Genomic DNA, 23,244 nt, shown 5'->3' on the forward strand with positions numbered 1-23,244 from the left:
TTTATATCAGTTAAGTTGTGCTTTGTCTCTGCTAGCCAGCGAGCTGGCGGCGGAGTTCGGTCAGGCGGGCAACAACCGAAGCGTCAAGCACTTCGTCACCTACCTGAACGCGTATTCCACCGATCAGTGCCGGGTCGACATTGACGTTGACCTTTAGTTCGCGGCCGTAGAGGGCATTCAGCCCGGCCTGCAGACGGCTGGCCTGCGTTTCCGTCAACGGACGGGTAACGCTGACGTTTGCAATCCAGCGCTGCTGGCGCTTGGCTGCAAGCTTGGCGAAGGACTCGACAAGCTTGCTCGGCTTGACACCCCGCGGCTGCGTCACTGCCTGGCTGATGAGAACCTTGGCTTCCTCGCTGCTGCCAGGAACAAGCTTCTCGGCCAGTGCGATCTTTGCCGCGGGCGATGCCTGCGGCTCAGACAAAGCACGTTGTACTTCGTGGCTGGAAGCGACGGCCTGGTTGAAAGCAAACAGATCGTTTTCCAGCTCTTCCAGCCCCGTGATACCGGAGGCAGAAACGGCCGACTTGTTTTCAGCTACGGCAATGACCACCGTGGCGGCAAGGGTCTCGAGTGCATCGCCGATATCGCGTGCGGATGCCCAGCGTGAGCTGGCCAACCCGCCCGCAATCTCAGCAGCATCAGCGGAGACTTTCCCGCCAACCAGCTGCTTGACCAGCGCCGACTTCTCGTCTCCGGTACGGGACGGGTCAGTCAGGGCGCGGCGCAAGCCAGCCGAGCTGTCCACCGTTCCCAGGATTCCGAAGAGGTCCTTAGCCAACTGCAGCGAGGCGAAAGGAAGCTTGGCTTCCAGTTGCGCCAGTGCTGTGGTCAGCGATTCGCTCGATATACCTGCCATTATTTAGCTGCACCTGCGCTCTGGGTCTCCAGATCAGCAAGGAAGCGGTCCACAACGCGTGCGGCGCGCTGGTCGTCGGTGAGTGCTTCACCAACGATGCGTCCGGCCAGCGTGGTGGCCAGGGTGCCAACCTCGGAACGAAGCGAGACAACAGCTGCCTGGCGCTCCGATTCGATGGCAGCGTGTGCCTGCTCGGTGATCCGGGCGGACTCGGCAGCTGCCTTGGCCTTGAGGTCCGCGAGGATCTGGGCGCCTTCGGCGCGTGCTTCTTCGCGGATGCGGTTGGCTTCGGCGCGGGCGTCCGTGAGCTGCTGCTTGTACTCTTCGAGTGCTGCAGATGCTTCCGCCTGGGCTGCTTCGGCCTTTGCGATGCCACCTTCAATTGCTTCGGCGCGCTCTGCGAAAGTCTTCTCGAACATCGGGACAATGAACTTGACCACGATGTACAGGAGGACCGCAAAGCCGACGAGGACGACGCCCATTTCCCAAACATTGGGAACGAGAGGGTTGGTGGCCTCTTTGCCTTCAGTGGCGGCTGAGATGATCAGCTGATTCATATTTCACCCGTCCTATCTACTCGGTTGCGGAATTCGCTTTGTTCTGAAGCCGGAGACTAGAGAACGAAAGCGAAGACGAGGCCGAGGATGGCGAGAGCTTCGGTCAGTGCCAGACCAAGGAATGCGATCGGCTGCAGCACACGCTGAGCTTCCGGCTGACGAGCAACACCGTTGATGTAAGCCGCGAACACGAGACCCACACCGATACCACCGCCGATTGCGGACAGACCGTAACCTACGAGGTTGAGATTGCCTTCCATTTTTTTCCTTTCAAGATGCCACCCATGTGGCAGGTTGTTTGGTTTACTTCAATCCCCTCGAGGGGAAGTTTTTGGGAGCCTAGTGGCTGTCGGCGTGCAGGGCGCCTTCAATGTAGATCGCCGTGAGAAGCGTAAATACGTAAGCCTGCAGGGCCATGATCAAAGCCTCGAGCATGTACATGGCGACTGCTCCGACGAGAACCAGGACCGAGGTGCCCTTCAAGAGCACGTTCTCCTGCATGACAAGGAACTCGATACCCGAGCCCGCGAGCATGACGATCAGGTGGCCGGCCAGCATGGTTGCGAACAGACGGAGGCTGTGCGTGACCGGGCGAACCAGGAAGTTCGAGATGATTTCGATCGGGACCACAATGGGGAGGATGTACCACGGAACACCGGAGGGAACGGTTGCGAGCTTGAAGTACTTCAGGCCGTTCTTCTTGATGCCGATGATGATCCAGGTGAAGTACACGATGCCTGCCAGCACGTAGGCTCCACCAACATGGGAGAAGCTGGGCAGCTGGATCACCGGAATGGCGCCGTAGATGTTGTTCACCAGAATGAAGAAGAACAAGCTGAACAACAGCGGGACGTACTTGATGAAGTCCTTGCCGCCGATAATGTCTTTGGCGATGCTGTTTCGGACGAAGCCATAGGCCATCTCGCCTGCGAACTGCAGCTTGCCTGGAACCAGCTGCTGCTTACGTGCAGCGAGGATGAAGAATGTAGCGATAATGACGACCGAAAGGATCACCAGCAGCATCTGCTTGGAGAAGCCATCGTGCGCACCCCAAGGCAGGATTGCCGGCAGGTGCATTTCGTCGATTCCGGGTGGGGTGAAGGACCCCGAATCCTGGGCGGGGAGCGCAAGCGCGATCAACGCGTTTCCTCTCTGCTGTGTCCATCATTGGGCATTGGTTGAAATCCGGATGCGTTGGACGCATTCGTCATCCATGTGAAATTATTTGGCATTACTGTCCCCGTCCGTGGACGGACCGCTGTCTGCGTTGCTCTCACCAGCAGAAGAACTTTGCCTGGTGAGGCCATGCATATGGGAAAGATAGAACCCTCCTGCGGCTCCCAGCAGAGCGCCAAGGAGCACAATCCAGCGGGTCCCCCACAGATTATCCAGACCCCAGCCTATCAAACTCCAGACAATGATCCCGCCAACGATGTAGCTGAAGACGGCAATGCCGGCGTTGTATCCGCCGTCGTTTCCGGCTTCGGCAGTTTCACCACCGTTGGCACGTTGCTGGGCAGCGAGGGACGGGCGGGAATAGCGCTTACGCGGAGACATCCGGACCACCCTCCTGTTCGGCAGGGTCGTTGTAGATCTGCAGGCGGGCCTTACTGAAGCCGAAGATTTCCGCAGCTTGCCACAAAACGACAGCAACAACCGCGCCTATCAGGAACAGGCGGCTATGAAGCCAGTCCGGAGTTCCAACAGCAAAGAGGACCACAGCGAATCCGACGACTTTTACGAAGTAGGTTGCCACGAAGAGGCCGACAGCGCCTGAAGGATTGTTGCGGCCGACGAAGTGGCCAATCAGTAGGCTGATGGCGAAAAAGACCATGACAAGCCCACCGCCAAAAGCGGCAGACAGCGCACCTTGGGCGTCGTCCGTGAACAAGGCCACGACGCAGGTGATTGCAAGACCTGCCAGCGATGCGGCGGAACTCAAGAACAGCAATCGGAGCCAGAGGTTGGATGTCTCACCCGAAACAACACCACGTTTACCGGACGGGCGTCCGGTTTCGGCGTTGGATGTCATGGGGATACCAATCCTCGTGGCACAGGTGCCATATTCTCAAAGTGGGGATTTACGGGCGAGTGACTGTCCGCAGTAAGAATTCTACATGAGATAGAACTGTGACTCTAACCGGTCGTCATCTACTGCTCCCCCGGCCTCGTCGAGTTCCGGGTGAAGTAGGGCCACGCCGTGACAGCAGCCATGACGAGCGCTGCCGCTATGACGACGATGAGTACCACCTGCCAAGGAAAGACTGCGAAGGCGACACCGCCAAACGCAAGGATGCAGGTCCACACGTACAGCATGACGACGGCGGTGCGGTGCGAGTAGCCGAGGTCCACCAACTTGTGGTGGAGGTGGCCACGGTCGGCGGACCACGGGGACTGGCCCCTTGCCGTCCTCCGTATCACTGCCATTCCGAGGTCAAGGAGCGGAAGGGACAGGACGGCGAACGGCAGGAGGATGGGAACCACCGTGGGTATGCCGTTTGCGCGGTCGTAGAGGCCGGACCCGATCTGACCTGTCGCTACGACACCGGCGGAAGCCATGAGGAGCCCGATCAGCATGGCTCCTGAATCCCCCATGAAGATCTTCGCCGGGAACCAGTTGTGGGGCAGGAAGCCGATGCAACTGCCAACCAGGATGGCCATCAGAAGCGTGGCGAGGTCTGAGTTGTCGGTGGAGGGGTTGTTGCGGTGGACCCAGTAGGCGGTGAGGAAGAACGCTCCCCCGCCGATGGTTGCGACACCGGCTGCCAGGCCATCGAGTCCGTCAATAAAGTTCACGGCGTTCATGGTGGTGACAATCAGGCCTGCGGTGAGGACGATCTGGACCACCTCGGAGTCCAGGAAGATGGGTTCGGGGATGAACGGGACAACGGACATTCGTACGCCCCAGACGGCGACGATGAGGGCAGCCGCTCCTTGTCCGAGCAGTTTGATCCACCAACGGATGTCCAGGATGTCGTCCGCCACGCCAACGGCCACGATGACCACGGCACCAGCCAGGATCCCCCACGGAGCATCGTTGTGCCTGAAGATGTCTTTGACGAAGAAGGAGTTGCTGGCGACAACCAACGCAACGAAGAAGCCGCAGAAAATACCCAGGCCGCCGAGCTTGGAAATCAGGACAGAGTGCATGTCGCGGCTACGGATCGGCCGGTACAGCCGCAGTTTGTTCCCGGCTACGCGCGCCCCCCACGTTCCCGCGTAGGACACCACGGCAGCCGTGAGCGCCATCAGCAGATACATGATCATGACGCGGCTCCCGGAAGCTGCCCGCTGGCCGGAACGGAAGCCATGGTCAGCGAACGTGGCCGGTTCCCCGCCTGGATGCCGGGGAATTCCAGGCAGCTCAAGGTGTGGAATTCTGTCTGTGGATAAATGGAACTACTCCGTCGCCATGCCTGCACCGGCTCTGCCGAATGTTGCGGGATTTTCGTGGACTCTTGTCACGATACTAATGCCATCGGCCGTGACCAGCCTGTGACGCAGCCGCAGGACCCCAAGTTGTTTAGCTGCCTTAGCACCGCTTTTTTGCTACCGGACGGGCTGCCGGACATCGCGCAGCGCATAGATCCCGGCCAGCACTTCGGCGTTGGATCGCGGGGCCTTAAGTCCGTCCCGGAGGCCCTTGAAAAGCCCGGCCAACAGTACCTTCCGGTTCTTGGAGGCGGCGATCGTGCGGGTCCAGTTTCGCAGTGAAGCGCCGGTGAACAGTACCTTTTCCCATGGCGCCAGTGCGTTGGACCTCGTGTAGACCCACACCTTGTTGCGTACCTCGTAATAGAAGCGGGGGCCCGGGTCAGCGCCTGCGTCACCAAAGACTTTTGTGTGGTGGTTGGCGACCGACGCGTTTGTGCTCAGTGCGATGCCTTTGCGCGAAACCCTGGCTGTGTACTCAAGGTCATCGTTCCAGATGAAGTAGTCAGCTATGGGCAGTCCGTGGCGCCTGATTTCCGCTGCCGGGATCAGGACCGAAACGAACGACGCGCTGCGGATTTGCGTGGCGCCCAGCCGGGCAGCGGAGCTTCGGGATTCGTCGCTTGCTCCCATCCGGGGACGCATGCGGTTCATGGGGTGGTCACGGCCGTCGGTCCACACGACGCGGCTGGCAATGAAACCAGGGACGTGTCCCGTGTCCTGCCCATATGCCTGGGCAAGGTCCAGCGCCTCCTGCAGCGCCTTGGGCTGGGGCTCGGTATCGTCGTCCATGATCCACACGTGGTCTGCGCCGTGGTCCAGGACTGCGCGTTCCATCCCGACGGCGAAGCCGCCCGCACCACCGACGTTGGTATTCAACGTCACCACGTCCGTGGTCACCGGCCCCCGGTAGGTGCGCAGGAACTCCGACGTTCCGTCTGTGGAGGCGTTGTCGACAACGACGACGGCGTCAGGCACCCGGGTGCCGGAGGCGATCCCTGCCAGGGTTGTCTGGAGAAGTTCAAGCCGGTTATAGGTCACCACGACGGCGACCACAAATGGTTGGGAGGTCATTCACTGGCCTTTGGTCTGGGACGGTTGGAAGCGGCGGCGAATCAAGAGGCCAGCCAGCTTCCACGGTTCAACAAATACCCTGTAGGCAACCCGCTCCGGATGGAGCAGCAGGCGCCACGCCCACTCCAGGCCCAGGCGTCCGAGCCAGCGTGGGGCCAGCTTCTGGATGCCTGCTACCTGTTCAATGGCGCCACCGACTGCGCAATACACAGCTGGCGGCAGCTCCCCGAGCCGTCGCAGCAGGACAGTTTCCTGGAGGGGCATACCCAGGCCCAGGAGCACCAGTTGGGGACGGAAGTCGCTGAGCCACTTCACGACCGCGTCCTCCGTGGCGCCATCCCAGCCTTCACCAGGCATGCCGTCAACCCGCACTCCGGGAACGATGGATCGCAGCCGCATAACTGCCTTCGTGTTGGCCTCACGACCAGCACCTACCACTGCCAGGCGCTGCAATCCGGGCAATTTCCCCAGCTCCGGAATCCAATCCATGGAACCAAGCCGGTAGGCCATGGCTCCTTGGCCGAGGGGACGCAGTTGCTTCCTGTGGGCCAGGCCCCACAACAAGGCCACGGGCGCTCCGTCCAGCAGGACGATGGCGCTGTCCTGGTAGAGGGAGCGGAAATCGGGGCAGGAGTGGAACAGCGTAACGCTGTGGAGGTTGTGACCCAGCACTGTAGCGGTATTGCCCTCCGCAATGAGGCCGCCCATGGCATGGATGAGCTCATCAACGCGCAGCGGAGTAGCGTCGACGTCAAGGACGGGGACGCGCTGGCGGTCGGGAATCATTCGGGCTTGGCTTGGGCTGGAGCGCCTGGTTCCGCGATATCGGCCTCAGGTGACTGCTCGACGGCGGCAGCAACAGGCGCGTCGTCGGCGGTGGTTTCCCCAGGTTCAGGCTGCGGTGCCGGGACCTCCCCCAGGGTTTCCCCAAAACCGAGGATGGACGGAACGATTTCACGCAAGCGTTCAAGCTCGATGGCGCCTTGGCGAACCACACGGAAGGGCGTGGACGTCGCATCGACGATGGTGGACGGCAGTGCTGCGGTGCCCTTGATGGGCCGGAAGCCACCTTCCAGGTAGACCTCTACCGACTCCGCAAGCTGGAGGCGGGCCTCGGAGGCTGTCTGCGCCGCTTGCTGGCCGGTGCGGTTGGCGGAAGAGACAGCGAGCGGGCCGGTGAGGCCCAGAAGATCCAAAGCGATCTCGTCATCGGGCATCCTGAGGGCGACGGTGCCTTTGGTGTCGCCCAAATCCCAGTCAAGGGACGGCTGTGCATGCAGAATGAGGGTCAGGCCGCCGGGCCAGAAAGCCTGGGCCAGGGACCTGGCATCCGCCGGAACATCGGTGGCCAACCCGTCGAGGGCATTGATCCGGGGAATCAGAACCGGCGGAGGCATCTGGCGGCTGCGGCCTTTGGAAGCGAGCAGCATGGTGACGGCCAGGGGTGAAAAGGCGTCCGCACCGATGCCGTAAACAGTGTCCGTGGGAAGCACGATGCACTTCTTTTCGCTGATGGCGCGCTGGGCATGCTGGAGGCCCTCAGTCCGCTGGTCATCGGAAGTGCAGTTGTAGGTTGTGGTCACAGCCCTATTCTTTCACTCATCAGGAGCAGCGCCTGCCAGCACTGCGCTGGTGGCACGTTCCTTGCCGTTCAGGTCAAAGTGCGTGGTGACGTCATTCCAACGTCCCGAGCGTCGCAGCATTCCGGCGATCCACGCCGCCTGGACTTCTGCGTGTTCCATCACAAAGTAGCCGCCGGGTTTCAGGAGTCGCGCTGCTGAGGCTGCCGCCGCCGTCGGGAGTTCCATGCCGTCCGCTCCCCCACCGTACAGTGCCTCGGGGGGATCGTGGAGTGCAACTTCCGGTTCTGTGGGTATCGCCTCCGCGGGAATGTACGGCGGGTTGGAAACGACGACGTCGAAGGTGCCGTTGTGTTCGGGCAGGGCATCGCGCAGGTCCCCTTGAACCAGTGCGACCCCCAGCGGCTGGAGGTTCTTCGCTGCCCACGCGTGCGCGAACGGACTGAATTCCACTGCGTGGACGTCGGCCCCCGGGACCTCGTGGGCTACTGAACCTGCGATCGCACCCGAACCAGTACCCAGGTCCACCACTTTCGGGTTTGGCACTCCTGTCAGGTGATCGATGACCAACTGGACCACCGATTCCGTTTCGGGCCGGGGTATGAACACACCGGGGCCGACGCGCAATTCAAGGTAACGGAAGTACGCGACGCCGGTGATGTGCTGCAAAGGGACGCGCCCGGCACGTTCGGCCACCAGGTCCGCATAGCCTTCCGGGGCAGGATCACTGCCGAGGAGCATGGCACGAAGTCGGCCAAGGCCGACACCCATGAGGTGCTCCGCAAGAAGTTCTGCGTCCACGCGGGGCGTGGGAACGCCGGCCGCGGTGAGGACGGCAGTAGCCTCGCGGACAGCGTCCGCGAGGCTCTGGCCTGCATAAAACGTCATTGGTGTCCCTGCTGCGTGTACGGCGCGGTCTTCCTTACGGAGACTATTCGCCGATGGCGTCCAGGCGCGCCTGCTCGTCAGCTTCGATGGCCGACTGGATGACGGGCTCCAGATCGCCGTTCATGACGGCGTCGAGGTTGTAGGCCTTGTAACCCGTGCGGTGGTCCGCAATCCGGTTTTCCGGGAAGTTGTACGTACGGATCCGCTCCGAACGGTCCATGGTGCGGATCTGCGACTTGCGCTGCTCGGAGTTGGCGGCATCGATCTGCTCCTGCTGGTGGGCGAGGAGACGGGCGCGAAGGACGCGCATACCGGCTTCACGGTTCTGCAGCTGGGACTTCTCGTTCTGCATCGCCACAACGATGCCCGTGGGCAAGTGGGTGATGCGGACGGCGGAGTCCGTGGTGTTCACGGACTGGCCACCGGGACCTGACGACCGGTAGACGTCGATCTTGAGGTCGTTCTGGTTGATTTCGAGCTCTTCGGGTTCATCCACTTCGGGGAGCACCAGCACGCCGGCCGCGGAGGTGTGGATGCGGCCCTGCGATTCGGTGACGGGCACCCGCTGCACCCGGTGAACGCCGCCCTCGAACTTCAACCGCGCAAACACGCCCTGCGCGGGATCGTTCGAATTGCCCTTGATGGCAACGGCAACGTCCTTGTAACCGCCGAGGTCCGACTCGGTGGCGGAGATCATCTCGGTCTTCCAACCGCGGGACTCTGCGTACCGCATGTACATGCGCAGGAGGTCGCCGGCGAACAAAGCGGCTTCGTCTCCGCCTTCGCCGCCCTTCACTTCAAGGATCACGTTGCGGGCGTCATCGGGATCGCGCGGGATCAGCAGACGACGCAACCGCTCCTGCGCCGCGGGAATCTGCTCTTCCAACTGCACAACTTCAGCAGCGAACTCAGGATCCTCGTCAGCCATCTCCTTGGCAGCTTCAAGATCATCGTTGAGCCCGCGCCACTTGTTGTAAGCCTCCACAATGCCCTGAAGCTGAGCCGAACGACGCCCCAACTTCCTGGCCGCAGACTGATCAGCATAAACGGCAGGATCACTCAACTGCGCCTGGATAGCAGCATGCTCATCTAGCAATCCCTGTACGGACTCAAACATTTTCAAACAACCTTTCAACGCTGCGCTCAAGTTTAGTGGCGCAAACAGCGGAAGGTGACACGACCGCCGTCGAGTTATTAACTACCGGCCCGGGAAGGTGGGCCGAAAACGGAACGAGCCGCTGATTCTGCTGCCCCCGGAGTGGCTTCGGGCCTGCCGGAGCGTGGTGGCCGGGTCCGTCAGGACCTGGCCACCACGCGTAGGGGCGGGGGCAGCAGAATCAGCGGCTCAGTAAAGCAGCTATTTGTCGTTATCCGACTTCGCTCCAAGCGTCGTCTTCTGTACCTGCATGAGGAACTCGACGTTGCTCTGTGTTTCCCGGATCTTGTTGGTCAGCAGCTCAAGGCTCTGCTGCTGCTCCAGTCCGGACAGGACGCGGCGCAGCTTCCACATGATCTTGACTTCTTCAGGCGAGAGCAGGTTCTCTTCGCGGCGCGTGCCGGACGCGTTGACGTCCACGGCCGGGAAGATGCGCTTGTCTGCCAGCTGGCGGGACAGGCGGAGCTCCATGTTGCCGGTGCCCTTGAACTCTTCAAAGATGACTTCGTCCATCTTGGAACCGGTTTCGACAAGAGCCGTTGCCAGGATGGTGAGCGAGCCGCCGTTCTCGATGTTGCGGGCAGCACCGAAGAAGCGCTTGGGCGGGTACAGGGCAGCGGAGTCCACGCCACCGGACAGGATGCGGCCGGAAGCCGGTGCTGCCAGGTTGTACGCGCGGCCCAGGCGGGTCATGGAGTCCAGGAGGACTACCACGTCCATACCCATTTCCACGAGGCGCTTGGCGCGTTCGATGGAGAGCTCGGCAACCGTGGTGTGGTCATCTGCGGGACGGTCGAAGGTTGAGGCAATAACCTCGCCCTTGACGGTGCGCTGCATGTCCGTGACTTCTTCGGGACGTTCGTCAACCAGCACCATCATGAGGTGGACCTCAGGGTTGTTGGTGGTGATTGCGTTTGCGATGGACTGCAGGATGAGCGTCTTACCGGCCTTCGGCGGGGAGACGATCAGGCCACGCTGGCCCTTGCCGATGGGAGCCACGAGGTCGATGACACGCGGACCGATCTTCTTGGGGTCGGTCTCGAGGCGCAAGCGCTCGGACGGGTACAACGGCACGAGCTTGGCGAACTCGACGCGGTCCTTGAGCTCTTCCGGCGTCTTGCCGTTGACGGAAGTAACGCGAACCAGCGCGTTGAACTTCTGGCGGGCCGACTGCTGGCTGCGGTCTTCGCCGTCACGCGGTGCACGGATGGCACCGACGACGGCGTCGCCCTTGCGGAGGTTGTACTTCTTGACCTGTGCAAGCGAAACGTAGACGTCGTTGGCACCGGGGAGGTATCCGGACGTACGGATGAACGCGTAGTTCTCCAAGACGTCAAGAATGCCTGCTACGGGCAGCAGCACGTCGTCTTCAGTGACCTCGACGTCGTCAACGTCCGGTCCCTGTGCACGGCCACGGCGGCGTTCGTTGCGGTCGCGGAAGCGGTCGCTGCGGGTGTTTCCGTCACGGCTGTCCTGACCCCCGCGACGGTCGCTGCGGTCGTTCTGGTCGTTGCGGTCGCGACGGTTGCGACGGTTGCGGCGGTTGCCGGTGTCTTCGCCGTCGTTGTTGTCATCACGGCGACCGCGGGTGTTGTCGCGGCGGTCGCGCTGGTCGCCGGAGTCAGCCTGTTCGCGCTGCTCTGTACGGTCGGCACGCTGCTCACGCTGTTCCGTGCGGTCAGCACGCTGCTCACGCTGTTCGGTGCGGTCGGCACGCTGTTCGCGCTGCTCGGTGCGGTCGGCACGCTGTTCGCGCTGCTCGGTGCGGTCAGCACGCTGCTCGGTGCGCTGCTCAGCGGCCGGAGCCTCTGATACCTCAGCGGGGGCTGCTGCTTCGCCGCGGCGGCGGTTACGGGTGCGGGGCTGGCGACGCTCGGTGCCTGCCTCCAGGGCTTCCGTGGATGCTGGTGCCTCAGCAACCGGTGCAGCTACGGGCTCGGCCGGGGCCGCAGCGGCTTCAGCAGCCGCTACTACGCCGTCGCTGGTGGCGCGGCGGCTTCGGCCACGTCCGCGGGCACGGGGGGCTTCCTGGGCCGGGGCTTCAACCGACTGCGCAGAGGCGCCGTTGTCAGAGGCCTTGACCTCCTGGGCCGAAGCTTCCTTGGCTACGGCGGCGTTACCCTTTGCCGTGGCCGTTGCCTTGGCGGGGGCCTTAGTAGTGGACGTGCCTGCGCGGTGGGCGGAAATGGCCGTGACCAAGTCTCCCTTGCGCATGCGGGATCCCCCGGAAATGCCCAACTGGCTCGCGAGAGCCTGAAGCTGGGCGAGCTTAAGGCCCGCAAGCCCGCTGCTCTTGGTGGTTGCTGCCGTTGACGACTCGGCAGCAGAAGATGTTGTGTCCACAGCTGAAGACAGCTCAGTGGTTTCTGTCACGAAGGATCCTTCCCCCTCGACGGCGTCCAGAGCGAGAGCTGGACGCGATGATTTGTTCTGGGCTGCAGTTCAGATCTGCAGCCTGCGATTTGGCCGTGCCTGATGGATTGTGGCCACCAGGGCCGGATACTGATCGTCATCACTGGATCCAGTTACCCGGACAGCCGGCCGAATGATCAGGAACAGAGAAAGATCTGCGGCACCTGAGGCCGGAAAGAGACGACACCACCAACGTTGGCACAGTTGACGAAAGGTACGGCGAAACTGCCGCGATCCAAAATCAGGGAACTGCCCGCGGTTTTACCGGCGGTGCACTTCCACTCTAGCACCTTGAACGTCTACGGCCAGCGTCATCACACGCCAGCCGACCTCGGGTGTGTTGGCCGCCGTGAATGCCCCGATGAATTCAGCAACAGTCGCGGCTTCGCGTTCGCCGTTGGCCAGCACCATCACGGTGGGGCCGGCGCCCGATACTACGGCTGCATGCCCCGCGGAACGGAGCGCCGAAATGAGATCCGCGCTGGGGCGCATTGCCTGCGCGCGGTAGCTCTGGTGGAGGTAGTCTTCAGTGCCCGGGAGCAGGAACTCAGGCTGCGCAGTCAGTGCGTGGATGAGCAGGGCTGCACGTCCGGAGTTCATGGCTGCCGCGTGGTGGCCAACGGATGCCGGGAGCAGGCCACGGGCAGTTTCCGTGGACAGTTCGTAATCGGGCACTGCCACCACTGGGATCACGTCGGGTGCTACGTCGGCACGGGTGCTGCTGTACTGCTCGCTGTCCTGCCATGACAGCGCCAGTCCGCCGAAAATCGCCGGTGCGACGTTGTCCGGGTGACCTTCGATCTCACTGGTTAGCTGCAGGATCCAGTCGCGGTCCTGCCTGGATTCCTCGGGAACCAAGGCATTGGCGGCCGTCACGGCCGCGACGACGGCGGACGCGGACGAGCCAAGCCCCCGGCCATGGGGATTGACGTTGACCGCCGTAATTTTCAGGCCCGAACGCTGGAAGCCCAGGCGATCCAGCGCCAAGTCGATGGCCCGGACCACCAAATGGCTGGCATCGCGAGGGAGGGTATCAGCCCCTTCACCGGAGAGCTCGAACTCGAGCTCTCCGGTGCCAAGGGTTTCCACTGTCAAGGTGTCGTAAATGGACAGGGCCAAGCCGAGGCTGTCGTAGCCGGGGCCCAGGTTGGCACTCGTACCGGGCACCTTGACGGTCAGCCGCTGGCCTGCCGCGACGAGTGCACGATCGGTCGCGGTGGGCTGCGTTGATTCCACTCTTAGTTTTCTTCCAGTCCCAGTTCTGCGGCAACGGTGACGACGTCGTTCGGCACCTTGACGGGCTGGACATCGCTGCCGTCTTCGGTGCGAAGGGCCCACTGCGGATCCTTGAGTCCATGACCGGTGACGGTGATGACGATGGTCTTGCCCGAAGGAACCTCGCCCGCCGCGTGCTTCTTGATCAGGCCAGCAACGCCGGCTGCGGAGCCGGGCTCGACGAAGACGCCTTCCTTGGCGGACAACCAACGGTGTGCCGCCAGGATCTCCTCATCGGTGACGGCCTCGATCAGTCCGCCTGATTCATCGCGGGCCGCTACAGCGGTGTCCCAAGACGCCGGGTTGCCGATGCGGATGGCAGTGGCGATGGTGTCAGGCTCGGTGATGGGGTGCCCTGCCACGAAGGGCGCGGCACCTGCAGCTTGGAAGCCCCACATGATCGGGGTTTTGGTGGAGACGGCGGGAAGCGTTCCGTTGGCGGTCTCGAAGGGCGCGGAGTATTCCTTGTAGCCCTTCCAGTAGGCGCTGATGTTGCCGGCGTTGCCGACGGGAAGCACGTGGATGTCGGGAGCGTCGCCCAGCGAGTCAACCACTTCGAAGGCGCCGGTCTTCTGGCCCTGGATGCGCGCCGGATTGACGGAGTTCACCAGGAAGACCGGGTAGGCCTCGCCGAGCTTGCGGGCGATGTCCAGGCAGTTGTCAAAGTTGCCATCCACCTGGAGCAAGGTGGCGCCATGCGCGATGGCCTGGCTCAGCTTGCCCATGGAGATCTTGCCTTCGGGGACGAGCACTGCGCATTTGAGCCCTGCGGCGGTTGCGTAGGCCGCCGCCGAAGCGGAGGTGTTGCCAGTAGAGGCACAGACAACGGCTTTGGCACCGGCTTCCACGGCCGCGGTCATGGCCATGGTCATGCCACGGTCCTTGAAGGAACCCGTGGGGTTCATGCCCTCCACCTTGAGGTACACCTCCGAGCCGGTGAGCTCAGAGAGCTTCTGCGCGTGGACGAGCGGAGTACCGCCCTCGCCGAGGGTGATGACCTTGGTGGCTTCCGTTACGGGCAAACGATCAGCGTATTCGCGGATTACTCCGCGCCATTGGTGAGCCACTTAGACCCCTTCTACCCGCAGTACGGATGTCACAGAATTGATGACGTCAAGGCCCTTCACGGCCTCGACGGTTGCTGCGAGTGCAGCTTCGGATGCACGGTGCGTCACGATTTTCAGCTCCGCCGACTCGACCTTGGAGGCCGCGTCGCGGTGGATTGTCTGGCGCATGGTCTCGATGGACACGCCGTGCTCGGCAAAGATGTGCGCAATGCGGGCCAGGACGCCGGCCTGGTCGGCGACATCAAGGCCAATGTAGTAGCTCGTGTTCGAGGCATCGATAGGCAGCGCAGGGACGTGCCCCGTGGTGGTTTCCGTTCGGCCCGGGCCGCCCAGCACGAGGCGGCGGGCTGCGGAGACGAGATCGCCCAATACGGCGGATGCGGTGGGGGTACCCCCGGCGCCCTGGCCGTAGAACATCAGTTCGCCGGCGTTTTCGGCCTCAATGAACACCGCGTTGAAGGCTCCGCGAACGGCTGCCAGCGGGTGCTCACGGGGCAGGAGGGTGGGGTGTACCCGCACCGAAATGCCGCTGCCGTTATCCGAAGATTCAATCTTTTCGGCAATGGCGAGCAACTTGATGACAAAGCCCGCTTCCTTGGCCGAGGCGATGTCCGCAGCACTGACCTTGGTGATGCCTTCGCAGTAGACATCGTCCAGGGAAAAGCGGGTGTGGAAGGACAAGGACGCCAGGATGGCTGCCTTCGCGGCGGCATCGTGACCTTCGACGTCGGCAGTAGGGTCCGCTTCTGCGTACCCGAGCCGCTGGGCTTCTGCGAGGGCGTCAGCGAACTGTGCGCCGGTGGTGTCCATCTGGTCGAGGATGAAGTTGGTGGTGCCATTGACGATGCCCAGCACCCGCGTGATGCGGTCGCCAGACAGGCTGTCGCGGATGGGGCGCAGGATGGGAATCGCGCCGGCCACGGCCGCTTCGTAGGACAGCTGGACGCCTGCCTTGTCAGCCTCTTCGTAGAGGGTGGGGCCGTCCTGGGCGAGCAACGCCTTATTGCCGGTAACCACGCAGGCACCGTTCTGGATGGCCGTCAGGATCAAAGAACGGGCAGGCTCAATGCCGCCCATGAGCTCGATGACGAGGTCCGCATCCTTGACCAGGGTGTCGGCATCCGTGGTAAACAGTTCACGGGGCAGCTCAACGTCGCGCGGTGCATCGATGGTGCGCACGGCAATGCCCGACAGTTCCAGTCGGGCCCCGCTGCGGGCGGCCAAGGCATCGGCGTCGTCAATCAGAATCCGCGCAACCTGGGCCCCAACGTTGCCACAACCCAGCAGGGCCACCTTCAAGGTTTGCACTTCAGACATTCGCCACTCCCATGTCGCGGTTCAAGAGATCTTCTTCGGTTTCCCCGCGGACTATCAGCCGGGCGGCTCCGTCGCGTACAGCGACAACCCCAGGCCGGGCCAGGTAGTTGTAATTGCTGGAGAGGGCCCAGCAGTAGGCGCCGGTACCCGGTACTGCGAGCAAATCACCGGCTGCCACATCCGCGGGCAGATATACATCTCTAACAACTATGTCGCCGCTCTCGCAATGTTTGCCCACTACGCGGGACAGCTGCGGAACGGCCGTGGAGTCGCGTGAAGCCAAAATTGCCGAATAATCCGCGTCGTACAGCACCGGACGGGCGTTGTCGCTCATCCCGCCGTCCACCGACACATAGCGCCGCGGATACGTAACGTTCTTCTCCCCCGTTTCACTCTCCGGGACGTCGACGCGGACGGTTTTGAGCGTGCCAACTTCATAGAGCGTGAAGGTGCTGCTTCCCACAATTGCGCGTCCTGGTTCGATGGAGATCCGGGGCGCGGTGATGCCAAGTTGGGCACACGTCGAACGAACGACGTCGGCCATCGCCTGCGCGATCTCGGCTGCAGGCCGGGGCGTGTCCACAGGCGTGTAAGCGATGCCGTAACCTCCGCCGAGGTCCAGTTCGGGAAGGGTGATGGAGTATTTCGCCTGCATGGCAGCAAGGAAACCGAGGAGTTTCTCCGCAGCCAAGGCAAAGCCGTCAGGCTCGAAAATTTGTGAGCCGATGTGGCAGTGCAGGCCCAGCAACTCAATGCTGTCGTAGGCGGTGGCCGCAGCCACTGCCTCTTCTGCTGCCGAGAGCCCTGCTTCGTCGGTGGAGTCCCCCGCCATCGAGAGGCCGAACTTCTGGTCCTCGTGGGCAGTGGCGATGAACTCATGGGTGTGGGCGTGAACACCCGGGGTCAGCCGCAGCATGACTTTGGCCGTTTCGCCCCGGCTGGAGGCGATCTTTGCCACCCGTTCCAGTTCATCGAGGCTATCCACCACGATCCGGCCAAGGGACATGTCCAGGGCACGGTTGATTTCAGCGTCGGATTTGTTGTTGCCGTGCAGACCAAGGTTGGCCCCCTGGATCCCCGCGCGGGCGGCAACTGCAAGCTCACCCCCGGAACAGGTGTCCAGGCGAAGCCCCTCTTCAGCCACCCAAGTGGCCACTGCAGTGCACAGGAAGGACTTACCTGCGTAGTAGACGTCCACTCCCCCGCAGATGTCCGCGAAAGCTTCGTCGAAGGCGTCCTTGAACGCCCGGGCGCGGGATCGGAAATCCGACTCGCTCATAACGAACAGAGGTGTACCGAATTGTTCCTTCAGCGCACTGACAGCAAGGCCGTCTATGGTGACCTCGCCGGCGTCGTTCTTCTCCACGCCCGCAGCCCACATGGGTGACTGCAGGGCGTTGAGGTCCTCAGGGACGGCCAACCAATCCGGAGCGAGCGGTGAAGCGTGTGCAGCGTTTGTGTTCATGGCCCTACATCCGTTCCGGCGCCGAGACGCCCAGCAGTTCGAGTCCGTTGGCCAGCACCTGGCTGGTGGCGTCGTTCAACCACAGGCGGGTGCGGTTGACGTCCTGGACGGGTTCGTCGCCCTGGGGCGAGACACGGCAGGCGTCGTACCAGCGGTGGTAGGCACCGGCGATGACCTCGAGGTGGCGGGCCACCCGGTGGGGTTCCCGCAGTTCGGCAGCTTTCGCAACGATTGACGGGTAGCTGCCCAAATAGGAGAGCAACTCGTTTTCCGTGGCGTGGTCCAGCAGCGACGCGTCGAAGACAGAACGGTCCACGCCAGCCTCCTCGGCGTTCCGTGCCGTACCGCGGGAGCGGGCGTGGGCGTACTGCACATAGAACACCGGGTTCTCGTTGCTGTGCTTCTTCAACAGTTCCGGGTCCAGGGTCAGGGGGGAATCCGCCGGGAAGCGGGCCAGGGAGTAGCGAACAGCATCCTTGCCGAGCCAGGAAATGAGGTCCTTAAGCTCAATGATGTTACCCGCACGCTTGGACAGCTTGGCGCCGTTGACGGACACCAGCTGGCCGATCAGGACCTCAATGTTGACCTCGGGGTCGTCACCGGCACACGCGGCAATGGCCTTCAAACGGTTGATGTACCCGTGGTGGTCCGCGCCGAGCAGGTAGATCTTCTCGGTGAATCCGCGGTCCTTCTTGGACAGGTAGTACGCGGCGTCCGCTGCAAAATAGGTCGGTTCGCCGTTGGCACGGATCATGACGCGGTCTTTGTCGTCGCCGAAATCGGTGGTGCGCAACCAGACGGCACCGCCGTCGTCGAACACGTGGCCCTGCTCGCGAAGGCGCGCCACGGCGGATTCGATCGCACCGGCGTCGTGCAGTTCCTTCTCGGAGAAGAAGACATCGAACTCCACGCCAAATCCGGCCAGTGTGGTCTTGATGTCGGCCATCTGGGCCTCGTAGGCCGCAGCGCGGATGACCGGCAGCGCGGCCTCGTCAGTCAGTTCGCGGACATCCGGGTGGGCTTTCAGAACCTCGTCGCCGAGTTCCCGGATGTACTCGCCCGGGTAGCCGCCTTCGGGGACTCCGCGGCCGTGCAGCCGCGAAAGCACGGAGTTGGCGAAGACGTTCATCTGCGAACCGGCGTCGTTGATGTAGTACTCAGCGGTGACGTCGGCACCGGAAGCCCGGAGGACGCGGGCAATCGAATCGCCCAAGGCAGCCCAGCGCGTGTGCCCGATATGCAGAGGACCGGTGGGATTGGCTGAAACGAATTCCATGTTGACCACGCGGCCCGCGAGGGCCTGGTTTGTACCGTAGCTGGAGCCGGCCTCAACAATGGCTTTGGCCAAGGCACCGGCCGCAGCGGCATCGACGGTAATGTTCAGGAAGCCGGGGCCGGCGATATCCACGCCCGTTACACCGGGAATGGCCTGCAGCCGGTTGCTGAGGATGGTGGCGAATTCGCGGGGATTCATGCCGGCCTGCTTGGACAACTGCAACGCAATATTGGTGGCCCAGTCTCCGTGGTCCCGGTTCTTGGGTCGCTCCACCCGCACGGCGTCTGGCACGGACGTTTCCGTCAACGCGATTTCACCGGCAGAGACGGCGTCCTTGAGGCAGGCGGATATGGCAGCAGAGAGTTCTTCGGGAGTCACGGATCTAGCCTACCGGGGGCCCGCAAAGTCGCGGAATTGAGGCTGCCGTATGTGGATACTTTCGACACAGCCTTGGCACAGGTTTGGCTGGCGGCCGGCACAGACTGAACCATTAGGCTCATTTCAACGTTATGAACACGTAAGGGGACGGCCTGAGCGGCCTCCCGGGACAAGCAAGGACTTTGGAGTCATTGCCCCTTATGCATACCGGTCCAGTCGAACGTCCAGTTGAAACGAGTAGAACCATGACTACGCCACTCCGGAAGAGCCTCTACGTTGGATTTGCCGGCCTCTCCATCATCGGGACGGCTGCGGCCTGCGCCCCCAAGGCTGAATCGCCGGCCGTGGAGACTCCCGCTACCCAGAACGGCGGCCAGGTCTCCACCACCTCGCCCTCGTCGCAGGGATCCGCAGCCAGCGGAGCATCCAGCTACAAGGACGGCACCTACAGCGCTGACGGCACCTACACCTCGCCCAACGGCCAGGAAACAGTGGGCGTTGAGCTGACGTTGGCTGCGGATAAGGTCACTGCGGTCAACATCACAACCCACCCCTCCAATCCGAACACCAAGAAGTTCCAGGGTGAATTTGCCAGTGGCATCGCGGGTCAGATTGTCGGCAAGGACATCGATGAACTGAACGTCTCCAAGGTGGCCGGTTCGTCCCTGACTTCCGGCGGCTTCAACGATGCCGTGCAACAGATCAAGTCCCAGGCCAAGTAGCAGCCATGCCGCACCCAGGCTGGAGCCTTTTCGGCTTCGAGGGGATCGGTACCCGGTGGGAAATTTCGACACCGGACGCCCTGGCCGCCGGGGTCCGGAACCAACTGCTTGGCACAGTTTCGGCTTACGACGAAGTTTGGTCCCGGTTCCGGCCGGACTCGCTGGTGTCCAGCCTGTCCCGCAGCCCGGGGCGCATCACGCTTCCTGATCACGCATGTGGCTTGCAAAGGGTCTATTCGGCCCTGTACCGGCTCAGTGGTGGAAGGATGACGCCGCTCATCGGGAGCAGCCTTGAGCGGCTCGGCTACGACGCCGGTTACACCTTGGCAACCTCGGGCAGCCCGCAGGCCCCACCCCAGTGGGAAGGCACCCTGGAGTGGACCGGCCGGGAACTCATGGTCACCAAACCAGTGGTCCTGGATGTCGGCGCCGCGGGGAAGGGACAGTTGGTGGATCTCCTGGGGGAGGTCCTGCGGGCTTCCGGCCATACCGATTTCCTGGTGGACGGCAGCGGTGACATGCTGCATGCCGGTACCCATCCCGTGGTCGTTGCGTTGGAACATCCCTACAACCCGAAGCAGGCCATTGGCACCGTTGAACTGGCCAACTCCGCGTTGTGCGCCTCGGCGTCCAACAGGCGCGCCTGGGGTGATGGGCTGCACCATGTACTCGATGGCGCCACTGGCAGGCCCATCCAAACCACTGTTGCAACGTGGACCATGGCTGCGAGCGCCTTGGAGGCGGATGCGCTGGCCACGGCATTGTTCATGATGGAGCCGGGGCCGTTGGAGGACGAGTTTGAGTTCTCGTGGCTCAAGGTGTCATCGGCGGGTGCTGCCACGTATTCGGCGGTATTTGAGGGGAGACTGTTTTCATGATTGCCGCTAAGTCCCGACTGGATACCTGGTTGGGACGCTTCACCATGTACCGCTTGATTCTCTGGGTCCTTGGCATCCTGGTTGCCTACAGCATGGTCCTGAATGTGCTGGGTTGGCTAACGTTCGGCATCCCGGAGATGCTGGTGCACCTTGTCCTCTGCGTTGGACTGACGTACTTGTCCAATCGTTTGCTGGCCGTGGTGTTCCGCGTCAGGCCGCACTCGGAGTCCTCCCTCATCACAGGGCTACTGCTGTACTTCCTGTTCTGGCCGGCGTTCGGGGCAACTGACATGGCCGGCGTGGCGCTGGCATGCGTGTTGGCGAGCGTTTCCAAGTACGCGCTGGCATTCCGTGGGCGGCACATCTTCAACCCTGCCGCTGCCGGTGCTTTCCTGACTGGCCTGACGGGCCTGAACATCGCGACCTGGTGGGCTGCGACTCCGGCGATGCTCTGGCTCCTGGTGCCCGGGGTGCTGGTTGTCCTGTACCGCACCCGGAAGATACTCATGGCAACGGTGTTCCTGGTAGCCGCCACCGGCATCATCACCACTGAACTCCTGAGCCGGGGCATGACGTTCGGACAGGCTCTGTGGCAGCCCCTGGCTCAGCGTCCCTTGCTCTTTTTTGTGGGATTCATGCTTTCGGAGCCCCTCACCCTCCCTCCCCGCCGCTGGCAGCAGCTGGCGCTTGCCGCCGTCGTGGGTGTTGTCTTTGCTGTCCCCTACAACCTCGGTTTCGTCGCCAACTCCCCGGAACTGGCGTTGCTGCTTGGCAACCTCATCGCGTTCTTCCTGGGCCAGCGGGGCGGTGTCGAGCTGGTCTTCAAGGGTTCGCGTGCTTTGACGCCGGGGAGCACGGAGTTCAGGTTCGAACCTCAGCGGCCTGTCAGGTTCGCCGCCGGCCAATTCATGGAATTGAACCTGCCGCATTCCGGCTCTGATGGGAAGGGGCGTCGCCGGGTCTTCAGCATGACCAACCCGCCCGGCGCGGCGGAGGTGACGTTCGGCGTCGGCACGGCTGAGCCGTTGTCCACTGCCAAGAAGGCATTGTTGGCGCTTAGTCCCGGAGATACCGTCTCTGCGACGGCGGTGGGTGGTGACTTCCTCCTCCCGCACGACGCCGGCAAACCCGTACTGCTGATGGCGGCAGGGATCGGGATCACCCCGTTCCTGTCGCAGCTTGCGTCCGATTCGGGACATCGGGACACGGTGGTGCTGTACCTCGCCAAAAGCAGCGCCGAATTGGCCGGAACCAGCCAGTTGGAAGCCTCAGGGGCGAAAGTGATTGCCCGGCTCGCGGACGGTTCCGCTCCCCCGGAGTTCATGCACGACGCCGGAACGTCACGGATCGATGCAGGGCGCCTGAAGGAGCTGGTGCCGGATATCGTCGAACGGGAGGTGTTTGTCTCCGGTTCGCCCTCAAGCGTGGACTCGCTGCGGGCGGCGGCCCGCGGTGCAGGTGCCCGACGCGTTCATGTGGACTCTTTCGCGGGGTACTGAACAAGTACTTACCAACATGGGGTTTGCGGTTTTCATTTGCGGGTCAGTGGCTGCTAAGCTCTAGGACGTCCCACCGGCAACGGAGGGAACCCTGGATGCCCTCGTAGCTCAGGGGATAGAGCGTCTGCCTCCGGAGCAGAAGGCCGTAGGTTCGAATCCTATCGAGGGCACAACGAAATACCCCGCCAGCCCTGCTGGCGGGGTATTTTTGTCTCCCGGTTACCCACTATCACTTCAGGGCTTGCCGGGTCTCCAACACTATTTTGTCCGCCCCTGCTCCTAGGCTGATCCCAGATGGTCATAGTCCATAGCCAAAGGGGTTTGCCGTGATTTGCTCAATCGTCCCGCCGTACATGCTCCGTAGGATTGCTGCGCAAAACGAACCACGACTGCGGGCAGTTGCCCGGGCGGCCAAGGAATCCCTGCTGCACATCAAGGACCTGCAGGCCATTCGGACGGCGCCCCTTCCAGCGGCACCGCCAAGCGCGCGCCAGGCCAAGCCTGGGCCACCGAAGCGGACCATCTACGACGCCGGGAGCCTGGAGACGCTGCCTGGCCGTGTCGTCCGGAAGGAAGGCGCCCCGGCGGCCGGGGACTCCGCCGCGGACGAAGCCTATGAGGGATTGGGAAACACCCACCGGCTGTACGGCGAGATCTTCGGCCGGGATTCGATTGACGACGCCGGCCTTCCCCTCGACGCATCCGTTCACTACGGCAAGCTGTACGACAATGCGTTCTGGGATGGAAGCCAAATGGTCTTCGGCGATGGGGACGGCCAGATCTTCCAGCGCTTCACCAAGTCCGTGAGCGTTATCGGCCACGAACTTGCCCACGGCGTGACCCAGTACACCGCCAATCTCGCCTACCGCAACCAGGCCGGGGCCCTCAACGAGTCGATGTCGGACGTCTTCGGGGTGCTCGTGGAGCAGTTCGCGAAGAAGGAATCCGTTGAGCAGGCCAGTTGGCTTATCGGTGAGGGCCTCTTTACCGATCAGGTCCAGGGTGCCGCTCTTCGCTCGATGAAAGCTCCCGGTACCGCATACGACGACGACGTCCTGGGCAAGGACCCCCAGCCGGACTCCATGGACACCTACGTCAGGACCAGTGCCGACAACGGCGGTGTGCACATCAACTCGGGCATCCCCAACAGGGCCTTCTACCTTGTTAGCGCCGCTTTGGGAGGCAACGCCTGGGAGGCTCCCGGCCAGATTTGGTACGGCACCTTGACCAGTGGGGCGCTGCCCGCGACCTGCACCTTCGGAAAATTTGCCAGGACCACGGCCGCTACGGCAGAAGAACTGTTCGGTGCGGGTTCAGCGGAGCATGACGCCGTCCTGAAGGCGTGGGACACTGTGAAGGTCAAGGTTTAGTCAGCTGGCGGGACCCACGGCCGTGTTCAGACCCGCCGG

General features: G+C 62.7%; 22 protein-coding genes and 1 tRNA gene. 5 read left to right on the forward strand and 18 right to left on the reverse strand.

The window, feature by feature from the left end; genetic code table 11:
* Positions 1–31: 31 nt before the first annotated feature.
* The 18 genes from J2Y68_RS14660 to argS form a co-directional block, all read right to left on the reverse strand.
* Positions 32–859: a F0F1 ATP synthase subunit delta gene (locus J2Y68_RS14660; RefSeq protein WP_309994484.1), complete on the reverse strand. Its 828-nt coding sequence runs from the start codon at positions 857–859 to the stop codon at positions 32–34.
* Complete coding sequence (locus tag J2Y68_RS14665; RefSeq protein ID WP_309994485.1) at positions 859–1,416, reverse strand: F0F1 ATP synthase subunit B; 558 nt, start codon at positions 1,414–1,416, stop codon at positions 859–861. The genes J2Y68_RS14660 and J2Y68_RS14665 overlap by 1 nt, the downstream gene beginning before the upstream one ends.
* A gap of 56 nt (positions 1,417–1,472) precedes the next feature.
* A complete protein-coding gene (atpE, locus tag J2Y68_RS14670) occupies positions 1,473–1,676 on the reverse strand; it encodes an ATP synthase F0 subunit C (protein ID WP_009356484.1) in 204 nt (67 codons plus the stop codon).
* 79 nt (positions 1,677–1,755) lie between these two features.
* Entirely contained in the window at positions 1,756–2,556 is an 801-nt protein-coding gene (atpB, locus tag J2Y68_RS14675; RefSeq protein ID WP_309994486.1) for a F0F1 ATP synthase subunit A, read from the reverse strand.
* A gap of 81 nt (positions 2,557–2,637) precedes the next feature.
* Positions 2,638–2,973, reverse strand: a complete 336-nt coding sequence (locus J2Y68_RS14680) for a hypothetical protein (protein ID WP_309994487.1) — start codon at positions 2,971–2,973, stop codon at positions 2,638–2,640.
* Positions 2,960–3,448: a hypothetical protein gene (locus J2Y68_RS14685; RefSeq protein ID WP_309994488.1), complete on the reverse strand. Its 489-nt coding sequence runs from the start codon at positions 3,446–3,448 to the stop codon at positions 2,960–2,962. The genes J2Y68_RS14680 and J2Y68_RS14685 overlap by 14 nt, the downstream gene beginning before the upstream one ends.
* A 119-nt stretch (positions 3,449–3,567) precedes the next feature.
* Positions 3,568–4,683, reverse strand: coding sequence for an MraY family glycosyltransferase (locus J2Y68_RS14690; RefSeq protein ID WP_211711542.1), 1,116 nt, complete (start codon positions 4,681–4,683; stop codon positions 3,568–3,570).
* Positions 4,684–4,965: 282 nt separating this feature from the next.
* The gene (locus J2Y68_RS14695; protein WP_309994489.1) at positions 4,966–5,922 is read right to left on the reverse strand and encodes a glycosyltransferase; all 957 of its coding nucleotides are present in this window, start codon (positions 5,920–5,922) and stop codon (positions 4,966–4,968) included.
* Positions 5,923–6,708 (reverse strand): WecB/TagA/CpsF family glycosyltransferase, encoded by a 786-nt coding sequence (locus tag J2Y68_RS14700; RefSeq protein WP_309994490.1) that lies wholly within the window; start codon positions 6,706–6,708, stop codon positions 5,923–5,925. It lies immediately after the preceding gene.
* Positions 6,705–7,505, reverse strand: a complete 801-nt coding sequence (locus tag J2Y68_RS14705) for an L-threonylcarbamoyladenylate synthase (protein ID WP_309994491.1) — start codon at positions 7,503–7,505, stop codon at positions 6,705–6,707. The genes J2Y68_RS14700 and J2Y68_RS14705 overlap by 4 nt, the downstream gene beginning before the upstream one ends.
* Positions 7,506–7,517: 12 nt before the next feature.
* On the reverse strand, positions 7,518–8,390 hold the full coding sequence (gene prmC / locus J2Y68_RS14710) for a peptide chain release factor N(5)-glutamine methyltransferase (RefSeq protein ID WP_309994492.1): 873 nt from the start codon (positions 8,388–8,390) through the stop codon (positions 7,518–7,520).
* A gap of 43 nt (positions 8,391–8,433) precedes the next feature.
* On the reverse strand, positions 8,434–9,507 hold the full coding sequence (gene prfA, locus J2Y68_RS14715; RefSeq protein ID WP_014922181.1) for a peptide chain release factor 1: 1,074 nt from the start codon (positions 9,505–9,507) through the stop codon (positions 8,434–8,436).
* Between the two features lie 240 nt (positions 9,508–9,747).
* A complete protein-coding gene (gene rho, locus J2Y68_RS14720) occupies positions 9,748–11,919 on the reverse strand; it encodes a transcription termination factor Rho (protein ID WP_309994493.1) in 2,172 nt (723 codons plus the stop codon).
* Between the two features lie 300 nt (positions 11,920–12,219).
* On the reverse strand, positions 12,220–13,194 hold the full coding sequence (gene thrB / locus J2Y68_RS14725; protein WP_309994494.1) for a homoserine kinase: 975 nt from the start codon (positions 13,192–13,194) through the stop codon (positions 12,220–12,222).
* 2 nt (positions 13,195–13,196) lie between these two features.
* Positions 13,197–14,300 (reverse strand): threonine synthase, encoded by a 1,104-nt coding sequence (gene thrC / locus J2Y68_RS14730; protein ID WP_211711534.1) that lies wholly within the window; start codon positions 14,298–14,300, stop codon positions 13,197–13,199.
* Positions 14,301–15,617, reverse strand: a complete 1,317-nt coding sequence (locus J2Y68_RS14735) for a homoserine dehydrogenase (protein WP_309994495.1) — start codon at positions 15,615–15,617, stop codon at positions 14,301–14,303. It abuts the gene before it with no gap.
* Positions 15,610–17,082, reverse strand: coding sequence for a diaminopimelate decarboxylase (gene lysA / locus J2Y68_RS14740; RefSeq protein ID WP_309994496.1), 1,473 nt, complete (start codon positions 17,080–17,082; stop codon positions 15,610–15,612). Before lysA ends, J2Y68_RS14735 begins: the two co-directional genes overlap by 8 nt.
* Before the next feature lie 4 nt (positions 17,083–17,086).
* Positions 17,087–18,736, reverse strand: a complete 1,650-nt coding sequence (gene argS / locus J2Y68_RS14745; protein WP_309994497.1) for an arginine--tRNA ligase — start codon at positions 18,734–18,736, stop codon at positions 17,087–17,089.
* Positions 18,737–18,981: 245 nt separating this feature from the next.
* On the opposite strand from argS, the gene J2Y68_RS14750 reads away from it, so the two are divergent.
* The 5 genes from J2Y68_RS14750 (at position 18,982) to J2Y68_RS14770 (ending at position 23,205) form a co-directional block, all read left to right on the forward strand.
* Positions 18,982–19,458, forward strand: a complete 477-nt coding sequence (locus J2Y68_RS14750; RefSeq protein ID WP_309994498.1) for an FMN-binding protein — start codon at positions 18,982–18,984, stop codon at positions 19,456–19,458.
* 5 nt (positions 19,459–19,463) lie between these two features.
* On the forward strand, positions 19,464–20,336 hold the full coding sequence (locus J2Y68_RS14755) for an FAD:protein FMN transferase (RefSeq protein WP_309994499.1): 873 nt from the start codon (positions 19,464–19,466) through the stop codon (positions 20,334–20,336).
* On the forward strand, positions 20,333–21,835 hold the full coding sequence (locus J2Y68_RS14760; RefSeq protein WP_309994500.1) for an FAD-dependent oxidoreductase: 1,503 nt from the start codon (positions 20,333–20,335) through the stop codon (positions 21,833–21,835). Before J2Y68_RS14755 ends, J2Y68_RS14760 begins: the two co-directional genes overlap by 4 nt.
* Positions 21,836–21,932: 97 nt before the next feature.
* Positions 21,933–22,005 (forward strand) — tRNA-Arg (locus J2Y68_RS14765).
* Positions 22,006–22,188: 183 nt separating this feature from the next.
* A complete protein-coding gene (locus J2Y68_RS14770; RefSeq protein WP_309994583.1) occupies positions 22,189–23,205 on the forward strand; it encodes a M4 family metallopeptidase in 1,017 nt (338 codons plus the stop codon).
* Positions 23,206–23,244: the final 39 nt, after the last annotated feature.

This window comes from Paenarthrobacter nitroguajacolicus (assembly GCF_031455195.1).
Taxonomy (GTDB): domain Bacteria; phylum Actinomycetota; class Actinomycetes; order Actinomycetales; family Micrococcaceae; genus Arthrobacter; species Arthrobacter nitroguajacolicus_D.

Excerpts from the sequence above, each read along its gene's own strand:
- J2Y68_RS14660 (WP_309994484.1), bottom strand. The coding sequence starts at position 859 with ATGGCAGGTATATCGAGCGAATCGCTGACCACAGCACTGGCGCAACTG.
- J2Y68_RS14665 (WP_309994485.1), bottom strand. The coding sequence starts at position 1,416 with ATGAATCAGCTGATCATCTCAGCCGCCACTGAAGGCAAAGAGGCCACC.
- atpE (WP_009356484.1), bottom strand. The coding sequence starts at position 1,676 with ATGGAAGGCAATCTCAACCTCGTAGGTTACGGTCTGTCCGCAATCGGC.
- J2Y68_RS14680 (WP_309994487.1), bottom strand. The coding sequence starts at position 2,973 with ATGTCTCCGCGTAAGCGCTATTCCCGCCCGTCCCTCGCTGCCCAGCAA.
- J2Y68_RS14685 (WP_309994488.1), bottom strand. The coding sequence starts at position 3,448 with ATGACATCCAACGCCGAAACCGGACGCCCGTCCGGTAAACGTGGTGTT.
- J2Y68_RS14690 (WP_211711542.1), bottom strand. The coding sequence starts at position 4,683 with ATGATCATGTATCTGCTGATGGCGCTCACGGCTGCCGTGGTGTCCTAC.
- J2Y68_RS14695 (WP_309994489.1), bottom strand. The coding sequence starts at position 5,922 with ATGACCTCCCAACCATTTGTGGTCGCCGTCGTGGTGACCTATAACCGG.
- J2Y68_RS14700 (WP_309994490.1), bottom strand. The coding sequence starts at position 6,708 with ATGATTCCCGACCGCCAGCGCGTCCCCGTCCTTGACGTCGACGCTACT.
- prmC (WP_309994492.1), bottom strand. The coding sequence starts at position 8,390 with ATGACGTTTTATGCAGGCCAGAGCCTCGCGGACGCTGTCCGCGAGGCT.
- prfA (WP_014922181.1), bottom strand. The coding sequence starts at position 9,507 with ATGTTTGAGTCCGTACAGGGATTGCTAGATGAGCATGCTGCTATCCAG.
- J2Y68_RS14735 (WP_309994495.1), bottom strand. The coding sequence starts at position 15,617 with ATGTCTGAAGTGCAAACCTTGAAGGTGGCCCTGCTGGGTTGTGGCAAC.
- lysA (WP_309994496.1), bottom strand. The coding sequence starts at position 17,082 with ATGAACACAAACGCTGCACACGCTTCACCGCTCGCTCCGGATTGGTTG.
- J2Y68_RS14750 (WP_309994498.1), top strand. The coding sequence starts at position 18,982 with ATGACTACGCCACTCCGGAAGAGCCTCTACGTTGGATTTGCCGGCCTC.
- J2Y68_RS14755 (WP_309994499.1), top strand. The coding sequence starts at position 19,464 with ATGCCGCACCCAGGCTGGAGCCTTTTCGGCTTCGAGGGGATCGGTACC.
- J2Y68_RS14760 (WP_309994500.1), top strand. The coding sequence starts at position 20,333 with ATGATTGCCGCTAAGTCCCGACTGGATACCTGGTTGGGACGCTTCACC.
- J2Y68_RS14770 (WP_309994583.1), top strand. The coding sequence starts at position 22,189 with ATGCTCCGTAGGATTGCTGCGCAAAACGAACCACGACTGCGGGCAGTT.